Annotated in this window: 12 protein-coding genes; 6 read left to right on the top strand and 6 right to left on the bottom strand. The window is 72.8% G+C overall.

Annotated features, from left to right (window positions below):
* The first annotated feature begins 158 nt into the window (after nt 1-158).
* From CXH06_RS00590 to CXH06_RS00575, 4 genes are all read left to right on the top strand, one after another.
* Nucleotides 159-3,119, top strand: a complete 2,961-nt coding sequence (locus CXH06_RS00590; RefSeq protein ID WP_198683977.1) for a glycoside hydrolase family 3 protein — start codon at nt 159-161, stop codon at nt 3,117-3,119.
* Nucleotides 3,120-3,147: 28 nt separating this feature from the next.
* Entirely contained in the window at nt 3,148-5,187 is a 2,040-nt protein-coding gene (gene yicI, locus CXH06_RS00585) for an alpha-xylosidase (protein ID WP_114853205.1), read from the top strand.
* Complete coding sequence (locus tag CXH06_RS00580; protein ID WP_232820134.1) at nt 5,184-7,280, top strand: beta-galactosidase; 2,097 nt, start codon at nt 5,184-5,186, stop codon at nt 7,278-7,280. Before yicI ends, CXH06_RS00580 begins: the two co-directional genes overlap by 4 nt.
* Before the next feature lie 144 nt (nt 7,281-7,424).
* A complete protein-coding gene (locus CXH06_RS00575; RefSeq protein ID WP_114853204.1) occupies nt 7,425-8,420 on the top strand; it encodes an acetylxylan esterase in 996 nt (331 codons plus the stop codon).
* A 23-nt stretch (nt 8,421-8,443) separates the two neighbouring features.
* Here the strand turns inward: CXH06_RS00575 and CXH06_RS00570 are convergent, their stop codons facing one another.
* Nucleotides 8,444-10,927, bottom strand: a complete 2,484-nt coding sequence (locus CXH06_RS00570; RefSeq protein ID WP_157975534.1) for a hypothetical protein — start codon at nt 10,925-10,927, stop codon at nt 8,444-8,446.
* Nucleotides 10,928-11,241: 314 nt separating this feature from the next.
* Between CXH06_RS00570 and CXH06_RS00565 the strand changes: the two genes are divergently transcribed.
* Nucleotides 11,242-12,999 (top strand): hypothetical protein, encoded by a 1,758-nt coding sequence (locus CXH06_RS00565; protein WP_114853202.1) that lies wholly within the window; start codon nt 11,242-11,244, stop codon nt 12,997-12,999.
* An 81-nt stretch (nt 13,000-13,080) separates the two neighbouring features.
* On the opposite strand, the gene xylB is transcribed toward CXH06_RS00565, so the two are convergent.
* Entirely contained in the window at nt 13,081-14,466 is a 1,386-nt protein-coding gene (gene xylB / locus CXH06_RS00560) for a xylulokinase (protein WP_114853201.1), read from the bottom strand.
* Nucleotides 14,467-14,604: 138 nt separating this feature from the next.
* Entirely contained in the window at nt 14,605-15,798 is a 1,194-nt protein-coding gene (gene xylA / locus CXH06_RS00555) for a xylose isomerase (protein ID WP_114853200.1), read from the bottom strand.
* Nucleotides 15,799-15,967: 169 nt separating this feature from the next.
* Between xylA and CXH06_RS00550 the strand changes: the two genes are divergently transcribed.
* On the top strand, nt 15,968-17,131 hold the full coding sequence (locus CXH06_RS00550; RefSeq protein WP_114853199.1) for an ROK family transcriptional regulator: 1,164 nt from the start codon (nt 15,968-15,970) through the stop codon (nt 17,129-17,131).
* A gap of 22 nt (nt 17,132-17,153) precedes the next feature.
* Here CXH06_RS00550 and CXH06_RS00545 read toward each other — a convergent pair whose 3' ends face one another.
* From CXH06_RS00545 to CXH06_RS00535, 3 genes are all read right to left on the bottom strand, one after another.
* Entirely contained in the window at nt 17,154-18,182 is a 1,029-nt protein-coding gene (locus CXH06_RS00545; protein ID WP_114853451.1) for a LacI family DNA-binding transcriptional regulator, read from the bottom strand.
* 127 nt (nt 18,183-18,309) lie between these two features.
* Complete coding sequence (locus tag CXH06_RS00540; protein WP_114853450.1) at nt 18,310-19,236, bottom strand: carbohydrate ABC transporter permease; 927 nt, start codon at nt 19,234-19,236, stop codon at nt 18,310-18,312.
* 8 nt (nt 19,237-19,244) lie between these two features.
* Entirely contained in the window at nt 19,245-20,216 is a 972-nt protein-coding gene (locus tag CXH06_RS00535; protein ID WP_157975533.1) for a sugar ABC transporter permease, read from the bottom strand.
* Nucleotides 20,217-20,236: the final 20 nt, after the last annotated feature.

Genomic DNA, 20,236 nt, shown 5'->3' with positions numbered 1-20,236 from the left:
GGATTTCGTCGAATCGGTTCGATAGGGTCGCGGCCAGGCTCCGCGGGGCCGCTCCGCCAGGGCGCTGACGCTCCGGGGCCGTGCGGGCACTGACGCCCGGCGCTCGTGGCGCCCCACCATGCATGACCTCACCGCCGACGATGCAGGATGAAGGACCCATGAGCTCGTCACCGCACGCCCCCACCGCCGTCGGGCGTCCCTCCCCCGCCGATCAGCGACGCCTCGACGCCGCGCGCGCCCTCGTGGCGCGGATGGACCTCCCCGAGCGGATCGCCCTGCTCCACCAGCGCTCCCCGGGCGTCGCGCGCCTCGGAGTGGGCCCCTTCGTCACCGGCACCGAGGGGGTGCACGGCGTGGCCTGGAAGGGCCTCGCCACCCAGTTCCCGCAGCCCGTGGGCATGGCGGCGTCCTGGGACCCCGCACTGCTGGGTGCGGCCGCGGCCGTCACCGCCGCCGAGGTGCGGGAGCGGCACGCCGCGGACCCCGCGGTGAGCCTCAGCGTGTGGGCCCCGGTGGTCAACACCCTGCGCCATCCCCTGTGGGGCCGCACCGAGGAGGCCTACACCGAGGACCCGCTGCTGAACGCGGAGCTGGCCAGCGGCTTCTCCCGCGGGCTGCGCGGCGAGGGCGACACCTGGCAGGTCCTGCCCACGCTCAAGCACTTCCTCGCCTACTCGAACGAGACCGACCGCTGTGTGACCGACTCCCAGCTCTCGTCCCGCGTGCTGCACGAGTACGAGCTGCCGGGCTTCGTGGAGCCCGTCGCGCGCGGCCTCGCGGCCTCGGTGATGCTCTCCTACAACCTGGTGGGCGGCCGGCCCGCGCACATCACGGACCTGCTCGCCTCGCAGCTGCGCTCCCGGCTGCCGGATCCGGACCTGCTGTTCGTGGTCACCGATGCCGGCGCCCCCTCGAACCTGTTCCGCGCCGAGAAGGTGGTGCCGGACGCGGCGAGCGCGCACGCGGCCATGCTGCGCGCGGGCGCCGACTCCTTCACCGACCACGGCGAGGACGCGAGCGAGACCGTCCGGGCCGTCACCGAGGCGCTCGAGCGCGGTCTGATCGAGGCCTCCCACGTCGACCGCGCGGCGGTGCGCCAGCTGGTGGCCCGTGCGCGCACCGGCGAGCTCGACGCCCTGCCGGGCTTCGGACCCGACGCCGCCGACGGCTCCACGCCCGTCGCCCCGCCGCCCGCCGTCCCGGCCACCCGCGCGCAGCGGCGGGCGCTGTCCCGCGAGGTCGCCACGCGCTCCGCGGTGCTGCTCGCCCGGCGCGACGACGCCGCCCTTCCGCTGCCCGACGGGCCGATCGCGGTGCTCGGCGAGCAGGCGCACACGGTGCTGCGCGACTGGTACAGCGGCGAGCTCCACGATCCCGTGCCGCTCGCCCGCGCCCTGGCCGAGCGCGACGAGTCCGGCGAGCGCGTGCGCACCTCCTCGCTGCTGGAGACCGTGGCCCTGGACCTCGTCAGCACCGGCGCGGTCCCCGGTGTGCCGGGGCGCGAGGTCGCCCCGGACCCGGTGCTGCTGGCCACCGATGCCTCGCTGCGCTGCTCCCGGCCGGCGGCGGACGTCCCCCGCTCCGCCCTCCCCGGCGCGGCGGCCTTCGAGGTGCTGGACCTCGGCGAGGACGTCGTCGCGCTGCGCGAGACCTCGACGCAGCTCCTGGTCACGGTCGATGACCGCGGACAGCTCGTCGCCTCCGCGGAGCGGGTGGGCGGCTGGATCGTCCAGGAGACCTTCCACCGCGTGGCCGGCGGGGACGGCACCTGGCAGCTGCGCCACCTGGGCAGCGGCCGGGTGGTGGGGCTCGAGCACCACACCGGTGCGCTGGTGCTGCGCGCGGCGACTCCGTCGGCCGACGGCACCGTGCCGGGCGCCGCCCGCTTCCGCCCCCGGGTCCTGACCGGCGCGCAGGAGGCCTTCGCCCGCGCCACCGAGGGCGCCGCGGCGGTGGTGCTGGTGATCGGCAACGAGCCCCACGTCCACGGCCGCGAGACCGAGGACCGGCCGCACGTGCGGCTGATGGGACCGGACCAGGAGGCCGCCGAGCGCCTGGCCGGGCTCGGCGCGGAGGTCGCGACGGTCCTCGTCATCACCTCCTCCTATCCCTATGACCTCGAGGGGCTCGAGGAGCGCGTGGGGGCTGTGGTCTGGTCCTCCCACGCCGGGGAGGCGGAGGGCGAGGCACTCGCGGACCTCCTCACCGGGGCCCGGGACTTCTCGGGGCGCCTGGCGCAGACCTGGCCGGACTCCTCACCGCTGCCCTCGGTGCTGGACTACGACGTGATCACCGCGGGCTCCACCTACCTCTACGGGCAGGGCGCGCGGTTCCCCCTCGGGCATGGGCTGGCGCTCGATGCCCCGGCATGGTCCGGGGTCCGCATCGAGGCCGTCGAGAGCGGGCTCCAGGTCGAGCTCTCGCTCGCACCGCCCGCGCGGCGCCGCACCGCGGGCCCGCTGCACGAGGTGGTGCAGGTCTACGCCGATGTCCCGGCCACCTCCTTCTCCCGTCGGCCCTACCGAGTGCCCGAGACCCGGCTGATCGGCTTCACGACCCTCGAGGTCCCCGCCGGCGGGACGCGGGCCGCGCTGGAGATCCCCTGGCGGCGCCTGGCGCTGTACGCCCCGGACCTCGAGGCGTGGGAGCTGCCCGACGGCCCCGTCACGGTGCGTCTGGCCCGCTCGGCCACCGAGACCGTCGCGAGCGCCACCGTGCACGTGCCCCCGTCGGCCCGGGAGACTCCCACCGGACCCGACGCGCGCGAGATCCCCGCCCACCGCGCAGAGGACCTGCGCGGCCTCTCCTACGCCGCAGCGACCCTGCTCGAGGGCACCGAGCTGCGCCCCACCTCAGGCGCGCCCGGCACGGCGGACCTGGTGCTGCCCGCGGGCACCGAGGTCACGGAGCTGCTCACCCGTGCGATCGACCTCGGCGCGCTCGAGGTCCCGGCCGGGACGGCCGCGCTCATCGATCCGGGGGCCGCCGACCCGTCGGCCGCCCCCGCGCTCCCCCTGCCCCACACCGTCGCCGCCGAGGGCGAGCGGCCCACCGGCCGCGTGCGCGTGCGCATGACCGGCCCGATCGCGCTCACCGGCGTCCGGGTCGAGCGCCCCTGATCCCCATCCCCACCCCAGGAGGAACCCCGTGAAGTTCACCAACGGCTACTGGCTGGTCCGCGACGGCGTCACGCTGCAGCGCCCCGCCGAGGTCCACGACGCCGAGATCCGGGAGGGCTCCCTGGTCCTCCACGCGCCGGTCACGCGGATCCTCTCCCGCGGCGACACCCTCAACAAGCCCGTCATCACCATCACCTTCACCGCGCCGCGGCCCGATGTGATCGCCGTGCAGATCGAGCACTTTGCCGGGGCGAAGCAGTCGCTGCCCCGCTACGAGCTGTTCTCGGAGCAGGTCACGCCGCAGATCACCATCAGCGAGGACGGGCAGAGCGCGGAGTTCACCTCCGGCCGCCTCACCGCGCGCGCTGCCCTGCGCGGGCCGTGGCACGTGGACTACCTGTGGGACGGGGAGGTGCTCACCTCCTCCACCGCCCGCTCGATCGGCTACGCGCAGGTCGAGGGCGAGGACCCGTACGTCCACGAGCAGCTCTCGCTGGATGTGGGCGAGCACATCTACGGCCTCGGCGAGCGCTTCGGCGCCTTCGTGAAGAACGGCCAGAGCGTGGACATCTGGAACGCCGACGGCGGCACCAACTCCGAGCAGGCCTACAAGAACGTCCCCTTCTACCTCTCCTCCCGCGGCTACGGCGTGCTGGTGGACGACGCCGGGCCGGTGTCCTTCGAGGTGGGCAGCGAGAACGTCTCGGCCACCCAGTTCTCGGTGCCCGGTGAGCGGCTGCGCTACGAGGTCTTCGGCGGCGGGACGCCGCTCGAGGTGATCGAGCGCTACACCGGCCGCTCGGGCCGCCCGCCGGCGCTGCCGGAGTGGTCCTACGGACTGTGGCTGTCCACCTCCTTCACCACCGACTACGACGAGGAGACGGTGCTGTCCTTCGTGGACGGCATGGCCGAGCGGGACATCCCGTTGACCGTCTTCCACTTCGACTGCTTCTGGATGCGCGGCTTCCACTGGTCGGACTTCGTGTGGGATCCGGCGACCTTCCCGGACCCCCGCGGTCTGCTCGCCAAGCTCCACGAGCGCGGGCTGAAGGTCTGCGTGTGGATCAATCCGTACATCGCCCAGCGCTCGGCGCTGTTCGCCGAGGGCGCGGAGAAGGGCTACCTGCTGCGCACCGAGGACGGCTCGGTGTGGCAGACAGACCTGTGGCAGGCCGGGATGGGCCTGGTCGACTTCACGAACCCCGAGGCCACGGCCTGGTACCAGGAGAAGCTCGAGGCGCTGCTGGACGACGGCGTGGACGCCTTCAAGACCGACTTCGGCGAGCGCATCCCCACCGATGGGGTGGTGTGGCACGACGGCTCCGACCCGCTGCGCGAGCACAACTACTACGCCTCACAGTTCAACCAGGCCGTCTTCGAGCTGCTCGAGCGACGCCGCGGCGCCGGCGAGGCGGTCGTCTTCGCCCGCTCCGCGACCGCCGGCGGTCAGCGCTTCCCGCTGCACTGGGGCGGCGACTGCGAGTCCACCTACGTCGCCATGGCGCAGTCCCTGCGCGGCGGGCTGTCGCTGACCTCCTCGGGCTTCGGCTTCTGGAGCCATGACATCGGCGGCTTCGAGGGCACCCCGGATCCCACCGTCTTCAAGCGCTGGGTGGCCTTCGGCCTGCTCAGCTCCCACTCGCGCCTGCACGGCTCGAACTCCTACCGGGTGCCGTGGCTGTTCGACGAGGAGGCGGTGGACGTGATGCGCGAGTTCACGCAGCTCAAGCAGCGTCTGCTGCCCTATCTGCTGTCCGCGGCGGAGGACGCCACCCGCACCGGCGCCCCGCTGATGCGCTCGATGGCCCTGCAGTTCCCCGAGGACCCGGCCTGCCGGCCGCTGGACACCCAGTACATGCTGGGCCCGGACGTGCTGGTCGCGCCGGTCTTCCGGGATTCCGGCCGGGTCGAGTTCTACCTCCCCGCGGGGGACTGGGTGCACCTGATCGACGGCGAGGAGGCGCGCGGCGGCCGCTTCCTGGACCGCACCTACGACGTGCACTCCCTGGGCGTCTTCGCGCGGGCGGGCTCGCGCGCCCTCGAGCTGGCCCGCGGGGGTGCGGCGTGAGCGGCGGCATCGTCCCCGGTGCCCCGCTGCCCGAGCGCGGGGCGCCGGTCCCGTTCACCCCCGAGCAGCTCCTCTTCGGCGGCGACTGGAGCCCCGAGCAGTGGGACCGCGCCACCTGGCGCGAGGACGTGGAGCTCATGCGCCGCGCCCGCGTGAACACCGTGACCCTCGGGGTGTTCTCCTGGGCCTGCCTGGAGCCGCGCGAGGGCGAGTACGACCTCGCCTGGCTCGACGAGGTGATCGACCTGCTCGAGGAGGCCGGGATCGGCTACTTCCTCGCCACTCCCACCGCCTCCCCGCCGCCGTGGTTCACCCGCGCTCATCCCGAGGCGATGCCGGTGCGGCCCGACGGGGTGCGACTCACGCACGGCTCGCGGGACACCTATGCGATCTCCGCCCCCGCCTACCGGGAGGCCTCCCGGCGGATCGCCGCCGTGCTCGGTGAGCACTTCGGGGGCCGCGCGGGGCTGCGCGGCTGGCACCTGCACAACGAGTACGGGACGCTGGACCACGGCCCGCATGCGGCGCGCGCCTTCCGCACCTGGCTGCAGGCCCGCTACGGCGACCTCGAGACGCTCAACGCGCAATGGTCCACCGCGTTCTGGTCCCAGCGCTACGGGGACTGGGAGGAGATCACCCCGCCGCAGGACACGCAGTACCTGCACAATCCCGCGCAGCTCATCGACTTCCGCCGCTTCTCGAGCGACGAGATGCTCGCGGCGATGGTCGAGCAGCGCGAGGCGATCCGGGCGACGGGCTCGAGGGCCCCGATCACCACGAACTTCATGCTGCCCACCTGGAACCACCTCGAGCAGTGGTCCTGGGCCCAGCAGCAGGACGTGGTCTCGATCGACCACTACCTGGACACCACGGCGCCCGATGCGGAGACGCACGTGGCCTACGGCGCGGACCTCACGCGCTCCTGGGCGGGCGGGTCGTGGGTGCTCATGGAGCAGAACGCGCGGGGCATCTCCCTGGGTGATCGCACGGTCGTGAAGTCTGCCCAGCGGATGCTGCGGAACTCGATCGGGTACATCGCCCGGGGGTCGCAGTCCTCGCTGTTCTTCCAATGGCGGGCCTCCCTGGGCGGCTCCGAGCAGTGGCACAGCGGTCTGGTCCCCCACGCCGGCGACGACACCGAGCACTTCCGTGCCGTCTGCGCGCTCGGGGAGACGCTCGAGCGCCTGGCGCCGGTGACGGCGCTCCCGGCCGACGGGCCGCTGGTCGCGGCGGAGGTCGCCATCGCCTGGCACGCGGACGGCTGGTGGGCGCTGGAGACCCCGCACCTGCCCCACGACGGGATCCGCTACGCCGAGGAGGTCCGGGCCATCCATCGCTCCTTCTGGCGCGCCGGGATCCCCACGGACTTCGCGCGGCCCGGCAGCGACGTCAGCGGGTACCGTCTGCTGGTGGTGCCCTGCCTGTACCCGCTGTCCGAGGAGGAGGTGAGCTGGCTGGAGGAGTACGTGGCCGGTGGAGGCGAGCTGGTCGTCACCTTCCTCAGCGGCCTCTCCGATCCCTCGCTGCGGATCGTTCCGGGCGGCTACCCGGGCGCGCTGCGGGAGCTGCTGGGCGTGCGGGTCGAGGAGATGCGGCCGCTGCCCGCCGGCGTCCAGGAGGGACTGGACGACGGCTCGGTCATCGAGGAGTGGGCCGAGCTGCTCGAGGCGCCGGGCGCCGAGGTCCTCGCCGCCTACACCCATGGTGACCTGCGCGGACGCCCGGCGATCACCCGTTCGGCGCGCGGCGCGGGGCATGCGGTGTACCTCTCGGCGCGGCTGCGGCAGGACTCCCGGGACCGCTTCCTCGCCGATCTCTGCACCCGGCTCGGCATCGCGGCCACCGTGGCCGGTGCCGCGGAGCGGGGTCTCGAGGCCGTGCGCCGACGGGGCGCCGGAGCGGATCACCTGTTCCTGCTGCACCACGGGGACAAGGAGGTGACCGTCCGCGCCGAGGGGACGGATCTGCTCACCGGTGTCTCTGCCGCGGAGGGTCTGGTCATCGCCGCGGGCGGCGTCGCCGTGCTGGCCCTCGCGCCGGATGCCGAGGCGTCGCTGGCCACGGGGCCCGCGGCCATGCCGGCCGGGGGCTGAGCGCCGCCTCGGCAGTCAGCAATGCAGGTCACTTCACCGTGGAATACGCCCCCGATTCCACGGTGAGGTGACCTGCGACCGGCCCGTGGGCGCCCCTCTCCCCCGGCACTCTCCGCCCCCTCCCACTCGCTGAAAGGCCCTTCCATGGCTCTGTTCGACCTGCCCCTGCCCGCGCTGCGCGAGTACCGCCCCGAGCTCGACGAGCCGGCGGACTTCGACGTCTTCTGGGCCGGGACCCTCTCCCGCGCCCGCCGCCACGAGGTGCTGATCGCGGCGGAGCCGGTGGAGACCGGCCTGTCCCGGGTGGACACCTGGGACGTGACCTTCGCCGGGCACGACGGCGCCTCGATCCGCGCCTGGTACCAGCGCCCGGCCGGGGTCGCGGGCGACCTGCCCACCGTGGTCGAGTACGTCGGCTACGGCGGCGGGCGCTCCCTGCCCGTCGACCACCTGCAGTGGCCGTCCGCCGGGTACAACCACCTGGTCATGGACTCCCGCGGTCAGGGCAGCGGGTGGGGCGCGGGCGGCCAGACGCCGGATCCCGTCGGCTCCGGGCCCGCGGCCAGCGGTGTCATGACCCGCGGCATCACCTCCCCGGAGACCTCCTACCTGACCCGGCTGATGACCGATGCGGCGCGCGCCGTCGACGCGGCCCGGGCCCTGCCCGGCGGCGACGGGCGCGTGGCGGTGAACGGCGGCAGCCAGGGCGGCGGCCTCGCGATCGCCGCGGCCGGCCTGGTGCCGGAGGTGGACGCGGTGATGGCCAACGTGCCCTTCCTCTGCCACATCCGCCGCGCCCTCGACATCACCGACGCGGACCCGTACCAGGAGATCGTCCGCTACCTGTCGGTGAACCGCGAGCAGGTGGCGGCTGCGGAGAACACCCTGCGCTACGTGGACGGGATGCACCTGGGCCGGCGCGCCACCGCCGATGCGCTGTTCTCCGTGGCGCTGCGGGACATGGTCTGCCCGCCCTCGACGATCTTCGCGGCCTACAACCACTGGGCCGGGGCCGGCGGCGCGAGCCCCGCCACGGAGATCGAGGTCTACCCCTTCAACGGCCACGAGGGCGGCGGCGCGCTGCAGCAGATGCGGCAGATCGCCTGGCTGCGGGAGACGCTGCCGCTGGTCGCGGGCTGAGCGGGCCGCCGCGCCTCGGCCCCTCAGCCGCGCGTCACCTCGATCGCGACCACGGCGGTGTTGTCCTCGGTGTCCACGAAGACGTCGTTGCTGCCCACCCGGTAGGTGCCCTCGGCGTTGTTGCGGATCCGAACGGTCTCGGTCCGCTCGCCACTGGTGCCGTCGACGTACTCCTCGGTCACCGTGATGGTCAGGGCGTTCTCCTTCCCGGCCAGCTGCTCGACGGTCGCGGTCGCCGTGGCCGCGGCGACCGTGTCGTAGCGATGCGCCTCGGACCAGGGGCTGGCCCCCGCGGTGTTCACCGCCCGCACCCGGAAGCGGTAGATCAGACCGTTGGTGGCCCGCACCCAGGCCGGCTCCCCCTCCTTCACGCGGGCGAACTGGTCGATTGCCTGGGTGACGAAGCGGGTGGGGTCGGCGCCGCGCGGGATCGTGGCAAGGGCGCTCCACTCCCCGTCGCCCCGATCGACCTGCAGCTCGTGCTCTCCGGTCAGGGCGTCGTCGTCCTGCCACTCGAGGGTGAAGGTGCCGCCGTGGACGGCGATCAGCGCGTTGGCGCCCAGCACCTCCTCGTTGACGGCGAGCCCGGTGATCGTGGGGGCCACGGGGGCCTCGCCCGGGGCACCGGCGGCCTGGCGGCCTGCGGTCCCCTCGATCCGGGCGCGCAGCTCCTCGACCGCCTCCGGGGACTCCGTGGGATCGACGGCATGCTCCACCGAGGGGCGGAAGACCCAGTCCAGCTGGGCGGGCAGGACGTCACCGCCCGTCGGGGTCATCTCCGGGTTCGTCGTGGTGGACCCCTCGGCCACCACCGCACCGATGTCGAGCTGCGGGTCGAAGTGCGTGCTGCCGGTGTCGTGGATGATGTTGGGCTGGAGGGCGAGCAGAGCCTGCCGCAGCTGCTCGAGCGACTCCTCCGTGATCGACGCGGAGCCGTCGGTCATGACGTCCGAGGGTCGGCGGAACCCTTCGACGGAGTCCGGGAAGTCGCCGTCGGTGACGACCTCTCGGGTGAGGACGAAGCCGGGCTGGTCGCCGAAGAACTGGTTCAGGCCCGCATTGGCGCTCTCGGTCTCCTCCGGTCCCGGCTGGTAATCGATGGCCTGGAAGCCGCGCGCATGGCCCTGGCGGCTGCGCAGGAAGGGGAAGTTGACGTTGTCGAAGATGTTGCCCTCGGCCCAGATGGTCGCATTGTGGCCGGCGCCGATGCCGTAGCCCGTGTTCCGCTCCAGGAGGGAGTTGTGGTTCGCGTGCCCCTGGATGTCCTGGTAGAGGTTGCCCGCCACGTGGATCCGGCCGCCGCGGACCCGCGGCGTCCGCTCCTCGGAGCCGTGGAACCAGTTGCCCGTGATGGTGCCGTAGTGCGGGTCCATCTCCGCCGCGTTGCCGCCGATCAGCATCGCCTTGCTGCTGCCGGCGTAGTGGTTGGCGGAGACCGTGTAGTGCCGGGCGCTGTTGCCGATGTCGGTCGAGCCGTCGCCCTTGGCGTTGTCCGGGTCGTGGCCCAGGAAGAGATGGCGGTTCTGGCCCACGCCGAAGGTGTTGTGGTCGATCCACAGGTTCGAGGCCCGCAGGTCGAAGCCGCCGCCGTTGATCTCGAGCGCCTTGCCGTAGTTGTTGTCGAACCTCAGGTTCCGGATGACGAGGTTCGAGGCGCCGCCGGTGTTGAGGCCCCAGCCGTTGATCACCGCGTCCGGGCCCACGCCCTCGAAGGTGATGTTGCCGCTGCCGGAGCCCAGCTTCAGCATGCGGTTGTTGGAATCGCAGACCGGGGGCACCACGGAGCCGGAGCGCTCGATGTTGCGGTCCACGGTCTCGAAGGAGCCGACGGTCCCCAGGAAGCGGATCACCAGCGGGGTCCTGTGCCCTGCGGCGCCCTCGCGGGAGGAGACCACGTCCGGCTCGCCGCGAGAGGGACCGGCCAGAGCCTGGTCCATGCTCTCGTGGGTCACGTAGACGACGTCGGCCGACGGGTCGAGGCGCCCGTCGGGCAGGTACCCGCCCACCGTCCCCTCGAGCGCGACGTCCGTGCTGCCGGCGAAGCCGTAGCCCTCGTCCGAGGGCAGGAAGGCGGCGCCGAGGCGGGGGAAGGCGGTGGTGCGCAGCCCGGTGACGGTGTGCAGGACCGAGCCGCCCGCATCGCGGACCTGGATCTCGTAGGTGCCCTGCGGCAGGCCCAGGACATCGGCCCGCCAGGTCCCGCGGGCGGGGTCGACCACGCGGACCAGCGGCGCGTTCTGCGCGTCGTTGACCAGCGTCCAGTCCTCGAGCCAGCCGGTGATCGCGCTGCCGTCCCGCCAGTCCACGATGTCGCGGCCACGGACGTGGACTGCGAACTCCGCGTCCACGTCGCCGCTCCAGGTGGCATGCGCGGTCTCGAACCAGGTGCTCGCCACGGGCTCCCCCGCGGCGCCGGCGGGCGCGGCCGGCGCGGGGGCGGTGCCGACACCTGCCGCCTGGGCCGGCGCTGTGGCCAGCACCGACCCCAAGAAACCGGTTCCCGACATGGCCAGCAGTGTCCGTCTCTTCATGGGTGATCCCCTGGTGATCCTCGGCGTCGTCATGGAGGCGCCTGCGTCGTCGCGGCGCGCGCACACGACCTCGGGTGCGCTCCGGAGCGCCGTGACGCCGTCGTGCGGCGCTCCGATCGCGAGCCTATCCGGTCGGGGTGCGCGGCTCGGGGAGCCTGCTCGCTCTGCGAGCCGGACGGGCGGCGCAGCTCCGTGCCGCGGGATCCTCGCGCAGGGCCTCCGTGTGGTGTGCTGTGAGCCCCATCGGGGCTCCGGCCCCTCGTGCCGAGCCGCCCCCTGAGAGGACCGCTGTGCCCGCCATCTTCCGCTCGTCGTCGACCGACGCCGCACATCCCCTCCCTCTGGCTCTCTCCTGCAAGCCCTCTCGGGCAGTTGCCGACCTCCCCGCCCGCACCCGCAGCCTCCTCGAGCGGCCGACGCACCGGGCCGCGGGCCGCGTGGTGCGCGATGCGGTGCTGTTCCTGCTGCCCGGACGCCCCGCCCACGACACCCCCGCGGACTCCCTGGTCGCTGCCGCGGCGGACGCGCTCGAGCTGCTCGCCTCGCTGCAGCACCCCTCGGGCACCTTCCGCGGCGGGGACAACGTCGACTCCCCGCCCGATACCGCCTTCACGATCAACGATCTGGCCTGGGCGCGGACGGCGCTGCAGCGCTCCGGTGACCCCGTGCCGGAGCTGTCGACCCGCCTCGACGGCCTGCTCGACACCGTCGCGCCCGCCCTCCTCCACGGCGGCGTCCACACCCCCAACCACCGCTGGGAGATCGCCTCGGCGCTGGCCCGGCTGTGGGAGGCGCGTGGGGACGATGCCACCCGGCGCCGCGCCGAGCAGTGGCTGGCCGAGGGCGTGGACCTCCAGGCCGACGGCCTGTTCTCCGAGCGCAGCGCCAACTACGCCGCCCACGTCTCGGTGCCGGCCCTGCTCGCCATGGGCCGCATCCTGCAGCGGGCGGACCTGATCAGCGCCGCGGATGTCGCGACCCGTCGGCAGGCGGAGCTCACCGATGCCCGCGGCCTGGTCGAGACTCTCGCCTCCCGCCGCCAGGACCAGTTCGCGCCCTTCGACGGCGGGGCGCTGTTCCCGTGGTTCCGTGCCCACGCGGCCCGCACCGGCGATCCGGTCAGCGCCCGGGCCGCCCGGCGCACGGAGCCGCGCGCGGACGCGGACGCCGTGCTGACCCTGCTGGCCCTGGGCTCGGAGGAGCCCTCTGCGCTCGGGCCCCTCCCCCCGGCGGCCAACGGTCCCGCACCGGAGCGCCCGGAGGTCATCGATCTGGCGGAGTCGGGTCTGGTGCGTGCGGACCACGGCGTGTCCTCGACCGTGCTCTTCGGCGGCACCGACACGGCACACCTGGGCCGCATCACCTCCGGCGCGTCCTCGCAGCCCGTGCTCGCCCGCTTCCGCGGCCGGGAGCTGGGGGTGCGGGAGCTGCGGCTCTCCCGCGACTTCTTCTCCCTCGGGCCGATGCGGCCGGGCCGCCCCCGCGCCGACCAGCCGGGGACCCTGAGCGTCGTGAGCGAGGAGGAGGTCAGCGCGGAGTACTTCCACCCGCTCGCCGCTGAGGATCGGGACCCCGAGGGCCGCTACGCACTGGAGTTCAACGGCCGCTTCGCCGCCGCCATGGACTTCTCCCGCCGCCCTGCCCAGGTCACGAGACTGCGCACCACCCAGCGTGCGGACCTCTCCCCGGGGGAGCTCACACTGACCTGGGCGTTCGACGGGCCCGAGACCGCGATCTGCCTCCTGCTCGCTCTGGACGGTCTCGAGGGCCAGCCCGACCTGCGGCGCGACGCGGCCGGCCGGTACGTGCTGGGCCCGCCGGCAGCCACCGAGGGTCCACGGCGGAGCGCGCGCTGCGTCCTCACCGGTCACGGGGAGGCGCTGAGCGTCGAGGCCTCCGGCGCGCTGGGCGGGCGGGCGTTCTACGACCCCGGCGAGGCGTACACCTTCCTCGGCGCGACCGACGAGCCCGCTGGGCCCGTCCTCCTGATCCCCGCCTCGACGGCCGCGCCACTGAAGCTGCGGCTCACCGTGTCCCCCGCACCCTGAGCTCGGTCGGAGAACGCCCCCGCCAGGCGGTGCTTTCTTCGACCGAACGTCCCGCTGCCGGCGCGGCGGAGGTGCCGCGCCTCACCAGCCCTCGGTGCGCTCCTTGAGCTCGCGGTAGGCACCCAGCACCTGCGGCGTCGGTTCCGCGCCGACGGTCCGCGAGCCGGTCAGCTCCCAGGCCGGCGGCTCCTCGGTGCCGGCGAGCGCCCAGGCGGCCTGGCGGGCGGCGCCGAGCGCCACGTACTCCGCCGGCGGGGCGAGGGTGACCTCGCGGCCGAAGATCCCCGGGGCCAGCTGCCGGACCGCCTCGCTGCGGGCGGCGCCGCCGATCAGGGTGATCCGTGCGGCGGTGGTGCCGGTGCGCTCCTCGAGGGCGGTGATGCCGTCGGCCAGCGAGCACAGCAACCCCTCGACGTAGGCGCGGGCCACGTCCTCGCGGGTGGTGGAGGTGCTCATGCCGGTGAGGGTGGCGCGGGCGTCGGGACGGTTGGGGGTGCGCTCGCCGTCGAAGTACGGCAGCAGCGTCACGCCGTGCGCGCCGGGCACGCTCGCGAGCGCCAGCTGTGCCATCTCCTCGTGGGTGACGCCCAGCAGGGCGCGGCCGGCCTCGAGGATGCGGGCGGCGTTGATGGTGGTGGTCATCGGCAGGAAGCGACCGGTGGCGTCCGCGAAGCCGGTGACGGTGCCGGAGGCGTCGTTCGGGCGCGCCTCGCTGACCATCGCGCACACGCCGGAGGTGCCGATGGAGACCGAGACGTCCCCGGGACCCTGCGAGAGGCCCAGCGCCGCCCCCATGTTGTCGCCCGTGCCGGCGGCGATCGCGGCGCCGGCGGGGGTGCGGGCCATGATCTCCTGCGCCCTGCCGGGCAGGCGGGGCAGCTCGAGCTCCGTGCCGAGCGCCAGCTGCACCAGCTCCGGCTTCCACTCCTCGGTGGCGGTGGAGTAGTACGCGGTGCCCGAGGCGTCGCCGCGGTCGGTGAAGGCCTCGCCCCCGCCGGCCAGGTGCCGGGAGACGTAGTCGTGGGGCAGCAGCACGCTCGCGGCGCGCTTCGCGTTCTCCGGCTCCTCGTCGCGCACCCAGCGCAGCTTGGAGGCGGTGAAGGAGGCGACCATGAGGCTGCCGATCTCCGCCACCGAGGCCTCCGCCCCGCCCATCTCCTCGATCAGCGCCGCGGCCTGCGGGGCGGAGCGGGTGTCGTTCCACAGCAGCGCGTCGCGCACCACCTCGCCGGCCCGGTCCAGCAGCACCATGCCGTGCTGCTGGCCGCCGACGGCCACGGCGTCGGCCTGCTCGAGCAGCGGCCCGGCGGCCTCGTCGGCCGCCGCGAGCCAGGCGCGGGGGTCCACCTCGGTGCCGTCGGGGTGCGCGGCGCGGCGCTCGTCGAGGACCTGTCCCGTCTCGGCATCGACGAGCAGGGCCTTGGTGGACTGGGTGGAGGAGTCGATTCCGAGAACCGTGGGGGCCATGGCGGGGTCCTTTGCGTCGAGAAGGGGGCGGCCGACGGTCGGGGCGCGCTCACCGTGGGCACTCCGAGGAATACCACAGCGAACGCGCCCCGACCACGGGAGGGGAGGCGGAGCAGGGCCCCGCCTCCCCGGGGTGACTCAGGCGCGGAAGCCGAGCAGGTGCTGCATGGCCAGCTGCTGGAGCTTCACGAAGCCGTAGTTGCGCTCCCCGGCCGTGTCCGCGTCGAAGTCCTCGAAGGCGGAGCGGTCGGCGAGCAGGTCTGCGAGGGACTCGCCCTCGGCGATGGTGGGCTGGGAGAGCTCGTCGATGCCCGAGTACTTCAGCGCCTCCTGGACCTCGGCGTCCTGGCGGAACGCGAGCGCGCGCTCCTTGAGCATCAGGTACATCTCCATGTTCGCGGCCGCGGAGTCGTACTGGCCCTGCTCGTGCTCGGTGCGCGAGGGCTTGAAGTCGAAGTGGCGAGCGCCCTCGTAGGCGCCGGGCTTGGACGGGAAGCCGTTCTCGAGCAGGTCGACGGTGAAGAAGGCGCTGATGAGATCGCCGTGGCCGAAGACGAGGTCCTGGTCGTACATCGGGCCGTGCTGGCCGTTGAGGTCGATGTGGAAGAGCTTGTCGCTCCACAGCGCCTGGGCGAGGCCGTGGGTGTAGTTCAGCGTGGCCATCTGCTCGTGCCCGGTCTCGGGGTTGATGCCGACGATGTCGCCGTGCTCGAGCTGCTCGATGAAGGCCAGGGCGTGGCCGACGGTGGGCAGGAAGATGTTGCCGCGGGGCTCGTTGGGCTTGGGCTCCAGGCCGATCTTCAGGTCGTAGCCCTGGTCCTTGATGTAGCCGGCCACGGTGTCCAGGCCCTCGCGGTAGCGCTCGAGGGCGGCGTGGAGGTCCTTGGAGCCGTCGTACTCCGAGCCCTCGCGGCCGCCCCACATGACGAAGGTCGAGGCGCCGAGCTCCGCGGCGAGGTCGACGTTGGCGAGCACCTTGCGCAGGCCGAAGCGGCGCACCGAGCGGTCGTTGGAGGTGAAGGCGCCGTCCTTGAAGACGGGGTGGGCGAAGGTGTCGGTGGTGACCATCTCGATCACCAGACCGGTCTCCTCGGTGACCTTCTTCAGCTGGTCGATGATCTGCTGGCGCTCCGCGGGGGTCGCGTCGAAGGGCACCACGTCGTTGTCGTGGAAGGTGAAGCCCCAGGCGCCCAGCTCGGCGAGGCGGCGGATGTGGGCGGAGAGCTCGAGCGGCGGGCGGGTGGCGAGGCCGAACTGGTCACGGGCCTCCCAGCCGGTGGTCCACAGGCCGAAGGAGAACTTGTCGTCGCGGGTGGGGGTGGGTGCGGTCATGGTGTGCACTCCTTCGTCGGAGGATCGCGCGGGCGGTGCCCGCGGCTGGTGGTGTGCCAGGGTCGCCACCGAGCCTAGCACCCTTAGTAAGTTTCCGTTACTAACCGGGACGTGCCACCCTGTCCTGCACAGCCCGACGGGTCGATCCCCCTCGGCGTCAGGAGTCCCGATGCAGTCCACCCATCTGCGAGAGCACAACCTCTCCGCGATCCTCCGCGCCCTCGCGACCTCCTCGGCGCCCACCTCCCGCGCAGGCCTGGCGAAGCTCACCGGGCTCACCAAACCCACCGTGTCGAAGCTGGTCGAGGAGCTCATCGACGCCGAGCTCGTCCAGGAGGGCACGCCCCTCTCCGGAGGCACCGGACGGCCGATGGTCCCGCTGCAGCCGGCCGAGGGGACCCTGCTCGCGATCGGGCTCGAGATCGCCGCCGACCGCCTCTCCTGCCTGGGCACCGACCTGGCCGGCCGGGAGATCGCCCGGCGCGAGGTCCGGGCGGATGTCGCCGCGCAGCGCCCCGCGGAGGTCGTCGCGCAGTGCGCCGAGCTCGTGGCCGCGCTGCGCGCCCAGGTGCCCCGCCTGCCCCTGACCGGGGTGGTCGCCGCGGTGCCCGGCCGTATCTCCCCCGGGGACGGGCGGGTGCTCTCGGCACCGAACCTGGGCTGGGTCGACGTCCCCTTCCTGCGCGCGCTCGCGGAGCGTGAGGAGCTGGCCGGAGTGGGCGTCCGCGCCCAGAACGACAACCGGCTCTCGGTGCTCACCGAGATCGACCACCGGCCCGGCGAGTCCTTCGTCTACGTGCGCGGCTCGACGGGCGTGGGCGGCGCCGTGGTGCTGGGCGGCACGCTCCTGGACGGCCTGCACGGCTGGGCGGGCGAGTTCGGGCACACGGTGGTCGCCCCCGGGGGTGCGCTGTGCCGCTGCGGCCGGCGCGGCTGCCTCGAGGCCTATATCTCCGCGCACGCCCTGCGCAGCCAGGCCGGGCTGGGCCCCGAGGTCCCCCTCGAGGGCCTCGTGGACGCCCTGGCCCGCAGCGCCTCGCGCACCGAGGTGATCGGCACCATCGGCCGCAGCCTCGGGATCGCGATCGCGAACGCGCTGAACGTCCTGGACCTGTCCACCGTGGTGCTCTCGGGCTACCTCTCCCCGATCGCCGAGGAGATCGCCCCGGTGGTCCGGGAGACCGTCGAGGCCCACGCCCTCGCGGCGGACATCGGACCGATCGCGATCGAACGCTCCGACGGCCTCGCGGACCCGGCCCTGCACGGGGCGGCGCGCGCCGCCCTGCAGCCGGTGTTCGAGGATCCCGGCGCCTGGATCCCGCGCCTGCGCTGAGCGCGGCGGGCCATCACGCGGATCAGGCCGGCGGGGCCGTCGACTCGCGCTCGATGAGGTGGGTCTCGAGCTTGAAGGGATGGGCGAACAGCCCCGCGTCCGAGGACAGGGCCAGGACCCGCTCGATGGCGACCTGCCCCATGGAGAACAGCGGCTGCCGCACGGCCGTGAGCTGCGGGTGCGTCCACTGCGCGATCATCGTGTCGTCGAAGCTGACCACGCTGAGCTGCTCGGGGATCTCGATCCGGCGCTGCCGGGCGGCGCGCAGCGCGCCGACGGCGAGGGTGTCCGCGACGGCGAAGATCGCCGTGGGCGGCTCGGGCAGCGCCAGCAGGCGCTCGGCACCGCTCTGACCGTCCTCGTAGGAGAAGTTGCCGTGCTCGATGAGGGCCCGCTCGGGGCGGATCCCGGCCTGGCCGAGGGCGGAGTGGTATCCGTGGAGGCGCTGCCGGGCGGGGACGGAGTCGTCCGGCCCTGCGAGCACCCCGATCCGGCGGTGCCCCAGGTCCACCAGGTGCTGGACGGCGGTGCTGCCGCCCTCCCAGTTGGTGGCGGAGATCGTGACGATGCCCTGGACGTCCGGCTCGACGGTGACGGGGTCGATGGCGATCAGCGGCAGCGAGAGGTCGCGGCTCCAGCGGGCATGGCGGGCGTTGATCGGGGTGGTGACGAGGACGACCCCCTCGACGCCGCGGGAGGCGGCCTCCACCATCCACGCCCGCGAGACGCCCTCGGAGGTCTGGTCGCCGCTGACGACGACGAGGTCCACGTCCGCCCGGTGCGCCGCCTTCTCCGCCCCTTCGAGCACCTGCAGGGAGTAGGGGCTGGTGAGGGTGTCGAAGTGGATGAGCACGGCACGCCGCCGGTCCTCCTCCCGGCGCTTGGGCTGGTATCCCAGCTCGCTGGCCGCCTCGGAGACGGTGGCTCGCGTGCTGTCGCGGACGTCGGCCCGCCCGTTCATCACCTTGGACGCGGTGGCCATGGAGACCCCGGCCCGCTCCGCGACGTCCTTGAGGGTGACGCGGTTCTGCGTCCCACCCGGCTCGCTCATCGCCATCACCTCACCTCGTCCTCCCGCCCTCGGCACGCGCACGAGGGCACGGCCGGAGCGCACGTCCGGTCGCGCTCCAGCCTAGTCCAGAAACTTTCGTGACCGACCGTCGGTCGCGTCAGCCGGTTCAGCCCTTGACCGAGCCGAGCATGATCCCCGAGACGAAGTACCGCTGCACGAACGGATACACGCACAGGATGGGGATCAGGATCAGGATCATCGTCACGGACTGGATGTTCGCGTTGAGATCGGCGGCGCTGCCGCCGGAGGCCGCCGCCCCCTCGGAGGCCGCCGTCGAGGCGCCCGCGATGAGGTTCCGCAGGAACAGCGTCACCGGGAACAGGTCCGTCTCGGTGAGATAGAGGAACGCCCCGAACCAGTCGTTCCAGTACTGCACCGAGTAGAAGAGCACCATCGTCGCGATGACCGCCTTGGACAGCGGCAGCACGATCCGGAAGAAGATGCCGAACCAGGTGAGCCCGTCGATGTGCGCCGCCTCCTCGAGCTCCGTCGGGAGGTTCTCGAAGAAGGCCTTCATGACCAGCAGGTTGAACACCGACAGCGCCGGCGGCAGGATCACCGCCCACATCGTGTTCTTCATCCCCAGCGAGGAGATGAGTACGTAGTTGGGCACGATGCCGCCGTTGAAGAACATCGTGAACACCGCGATCCCGATGAGGAGACCGCGCCCCCGCAGGTGCTTCTTCGACAGCACGAAGGCGTAGGTCGTGGTCAGCGTCATCGCGATCGCGGTGCCGATGACCGTGTACACCACGGTGTTGCCGTAGCTGCGCCAGAAGGCCCCGTTGTTCGCGACCGCCCGATAGGTGTCCAGGTTGACATCCACCGGCAGGAGGTTCACCTGGCCGGCGTTGATCGCCGCCGCCGAGCTGAAGGACTGCGCGAGCAGCATGAGGAACGGGTAGAGCATCGTCGCGCACAGCAGCAGCAGCGCGACGGTGTTGACCACCGTGAACACCTTGTACGCGGTGGAGTCCTTGATCCTGGAGCCCTTGGGCGTCACCGGCGCCCGCCGGGGCGCGTCCTGCGCCATCGCATCGATCACCACAGGCTCGTCCCCACCAATCGCTTCGAGATGTAGTTGGCGGTCATGACCATGGCGAATCCGATGATCGCCTGGAAGAGGCCGATGGCCGCCGCATAGCTGAGATTGTTCGACACCAGGCCCACCCGGTACAGGTAGGTCGAGATGACGTCCGCCGTCTCATAGGTCATGGGGTTGTACAGCAGCAGGACCTTCTCGAACCCGACGTTGAGGAAGTTGCCGATGTTGAGGATCAGCAGGGTGACCATCGTGGGCCGGATCCCCGGGATCGTCACGTGCCAGGTCTGCTGCCAGCGGTTCGCCCCGTCGATCCGCGCCGCCTCGTAGAGGGCGTCGTCCACCGCGGTGAGCGCCGCGAGGTACAGGATCGTGCCCCAGCCCACCGTCTGCCAGGCCTCGGAGGCCACATAGATGAAGCGGAACCATTCGGGGCGCTGGAGGAAGAGGACGGGGTCCCCGCCGAAGGCCTCGACGATCTGGTTCACCGTGCCGTGCAGGGAGAGCAGCTGATAGACCATGCCCACCACGATCACGACCGACAGGAAGTGCGGCAGATAGCTGATCGACTGGACGACCCGCTTGAAGTGGGTGCGGCGCACCTCGTTGAGCATGAGCGCGAGGATGATCGGCAGCGGGAAGCAGACCACCAGGGTCAGCCCGCCGATGATCGCGGTGTTCGCGAACACGTGCCAGAAGGCGGGGTCGTGGATGAACATGTCCACGTAGAGCATCCCCACCCATTCCTCGCCGAAGATGCTCCCGCCCGGCTGGAAGCGCCGGAACGCGATGACATTCCCGAGCATGGGGATGTAGCGGAAGATCGCGAGGAAGATCAGCGGCGCGACGGCCAGGGAGTACAGCGGCCAGTCGCGCTTGAGGGCACGTCGCCACCCGCCTGGCCGGCGCGTCAGGGCCGGCCGCGAGCGTGACGTCGCCGCGGGGGTCGGCGTCGTCTCCGTCGTGGTCATGGGCGCACCTCCCTCCCGGG

The organism is Brachybacterium sp. YJGR34 (genome assembly GCF_003347015.1).
Classification (GTDB): domain Bacteria; phylum Actinomycetota; class Actinomycetes; order Actinomycetales; family Dermabacteraceae; genus Brachybacterium.
This window is presented reverse-complemented; position numbering and strand designations above follow the sequence as displayed.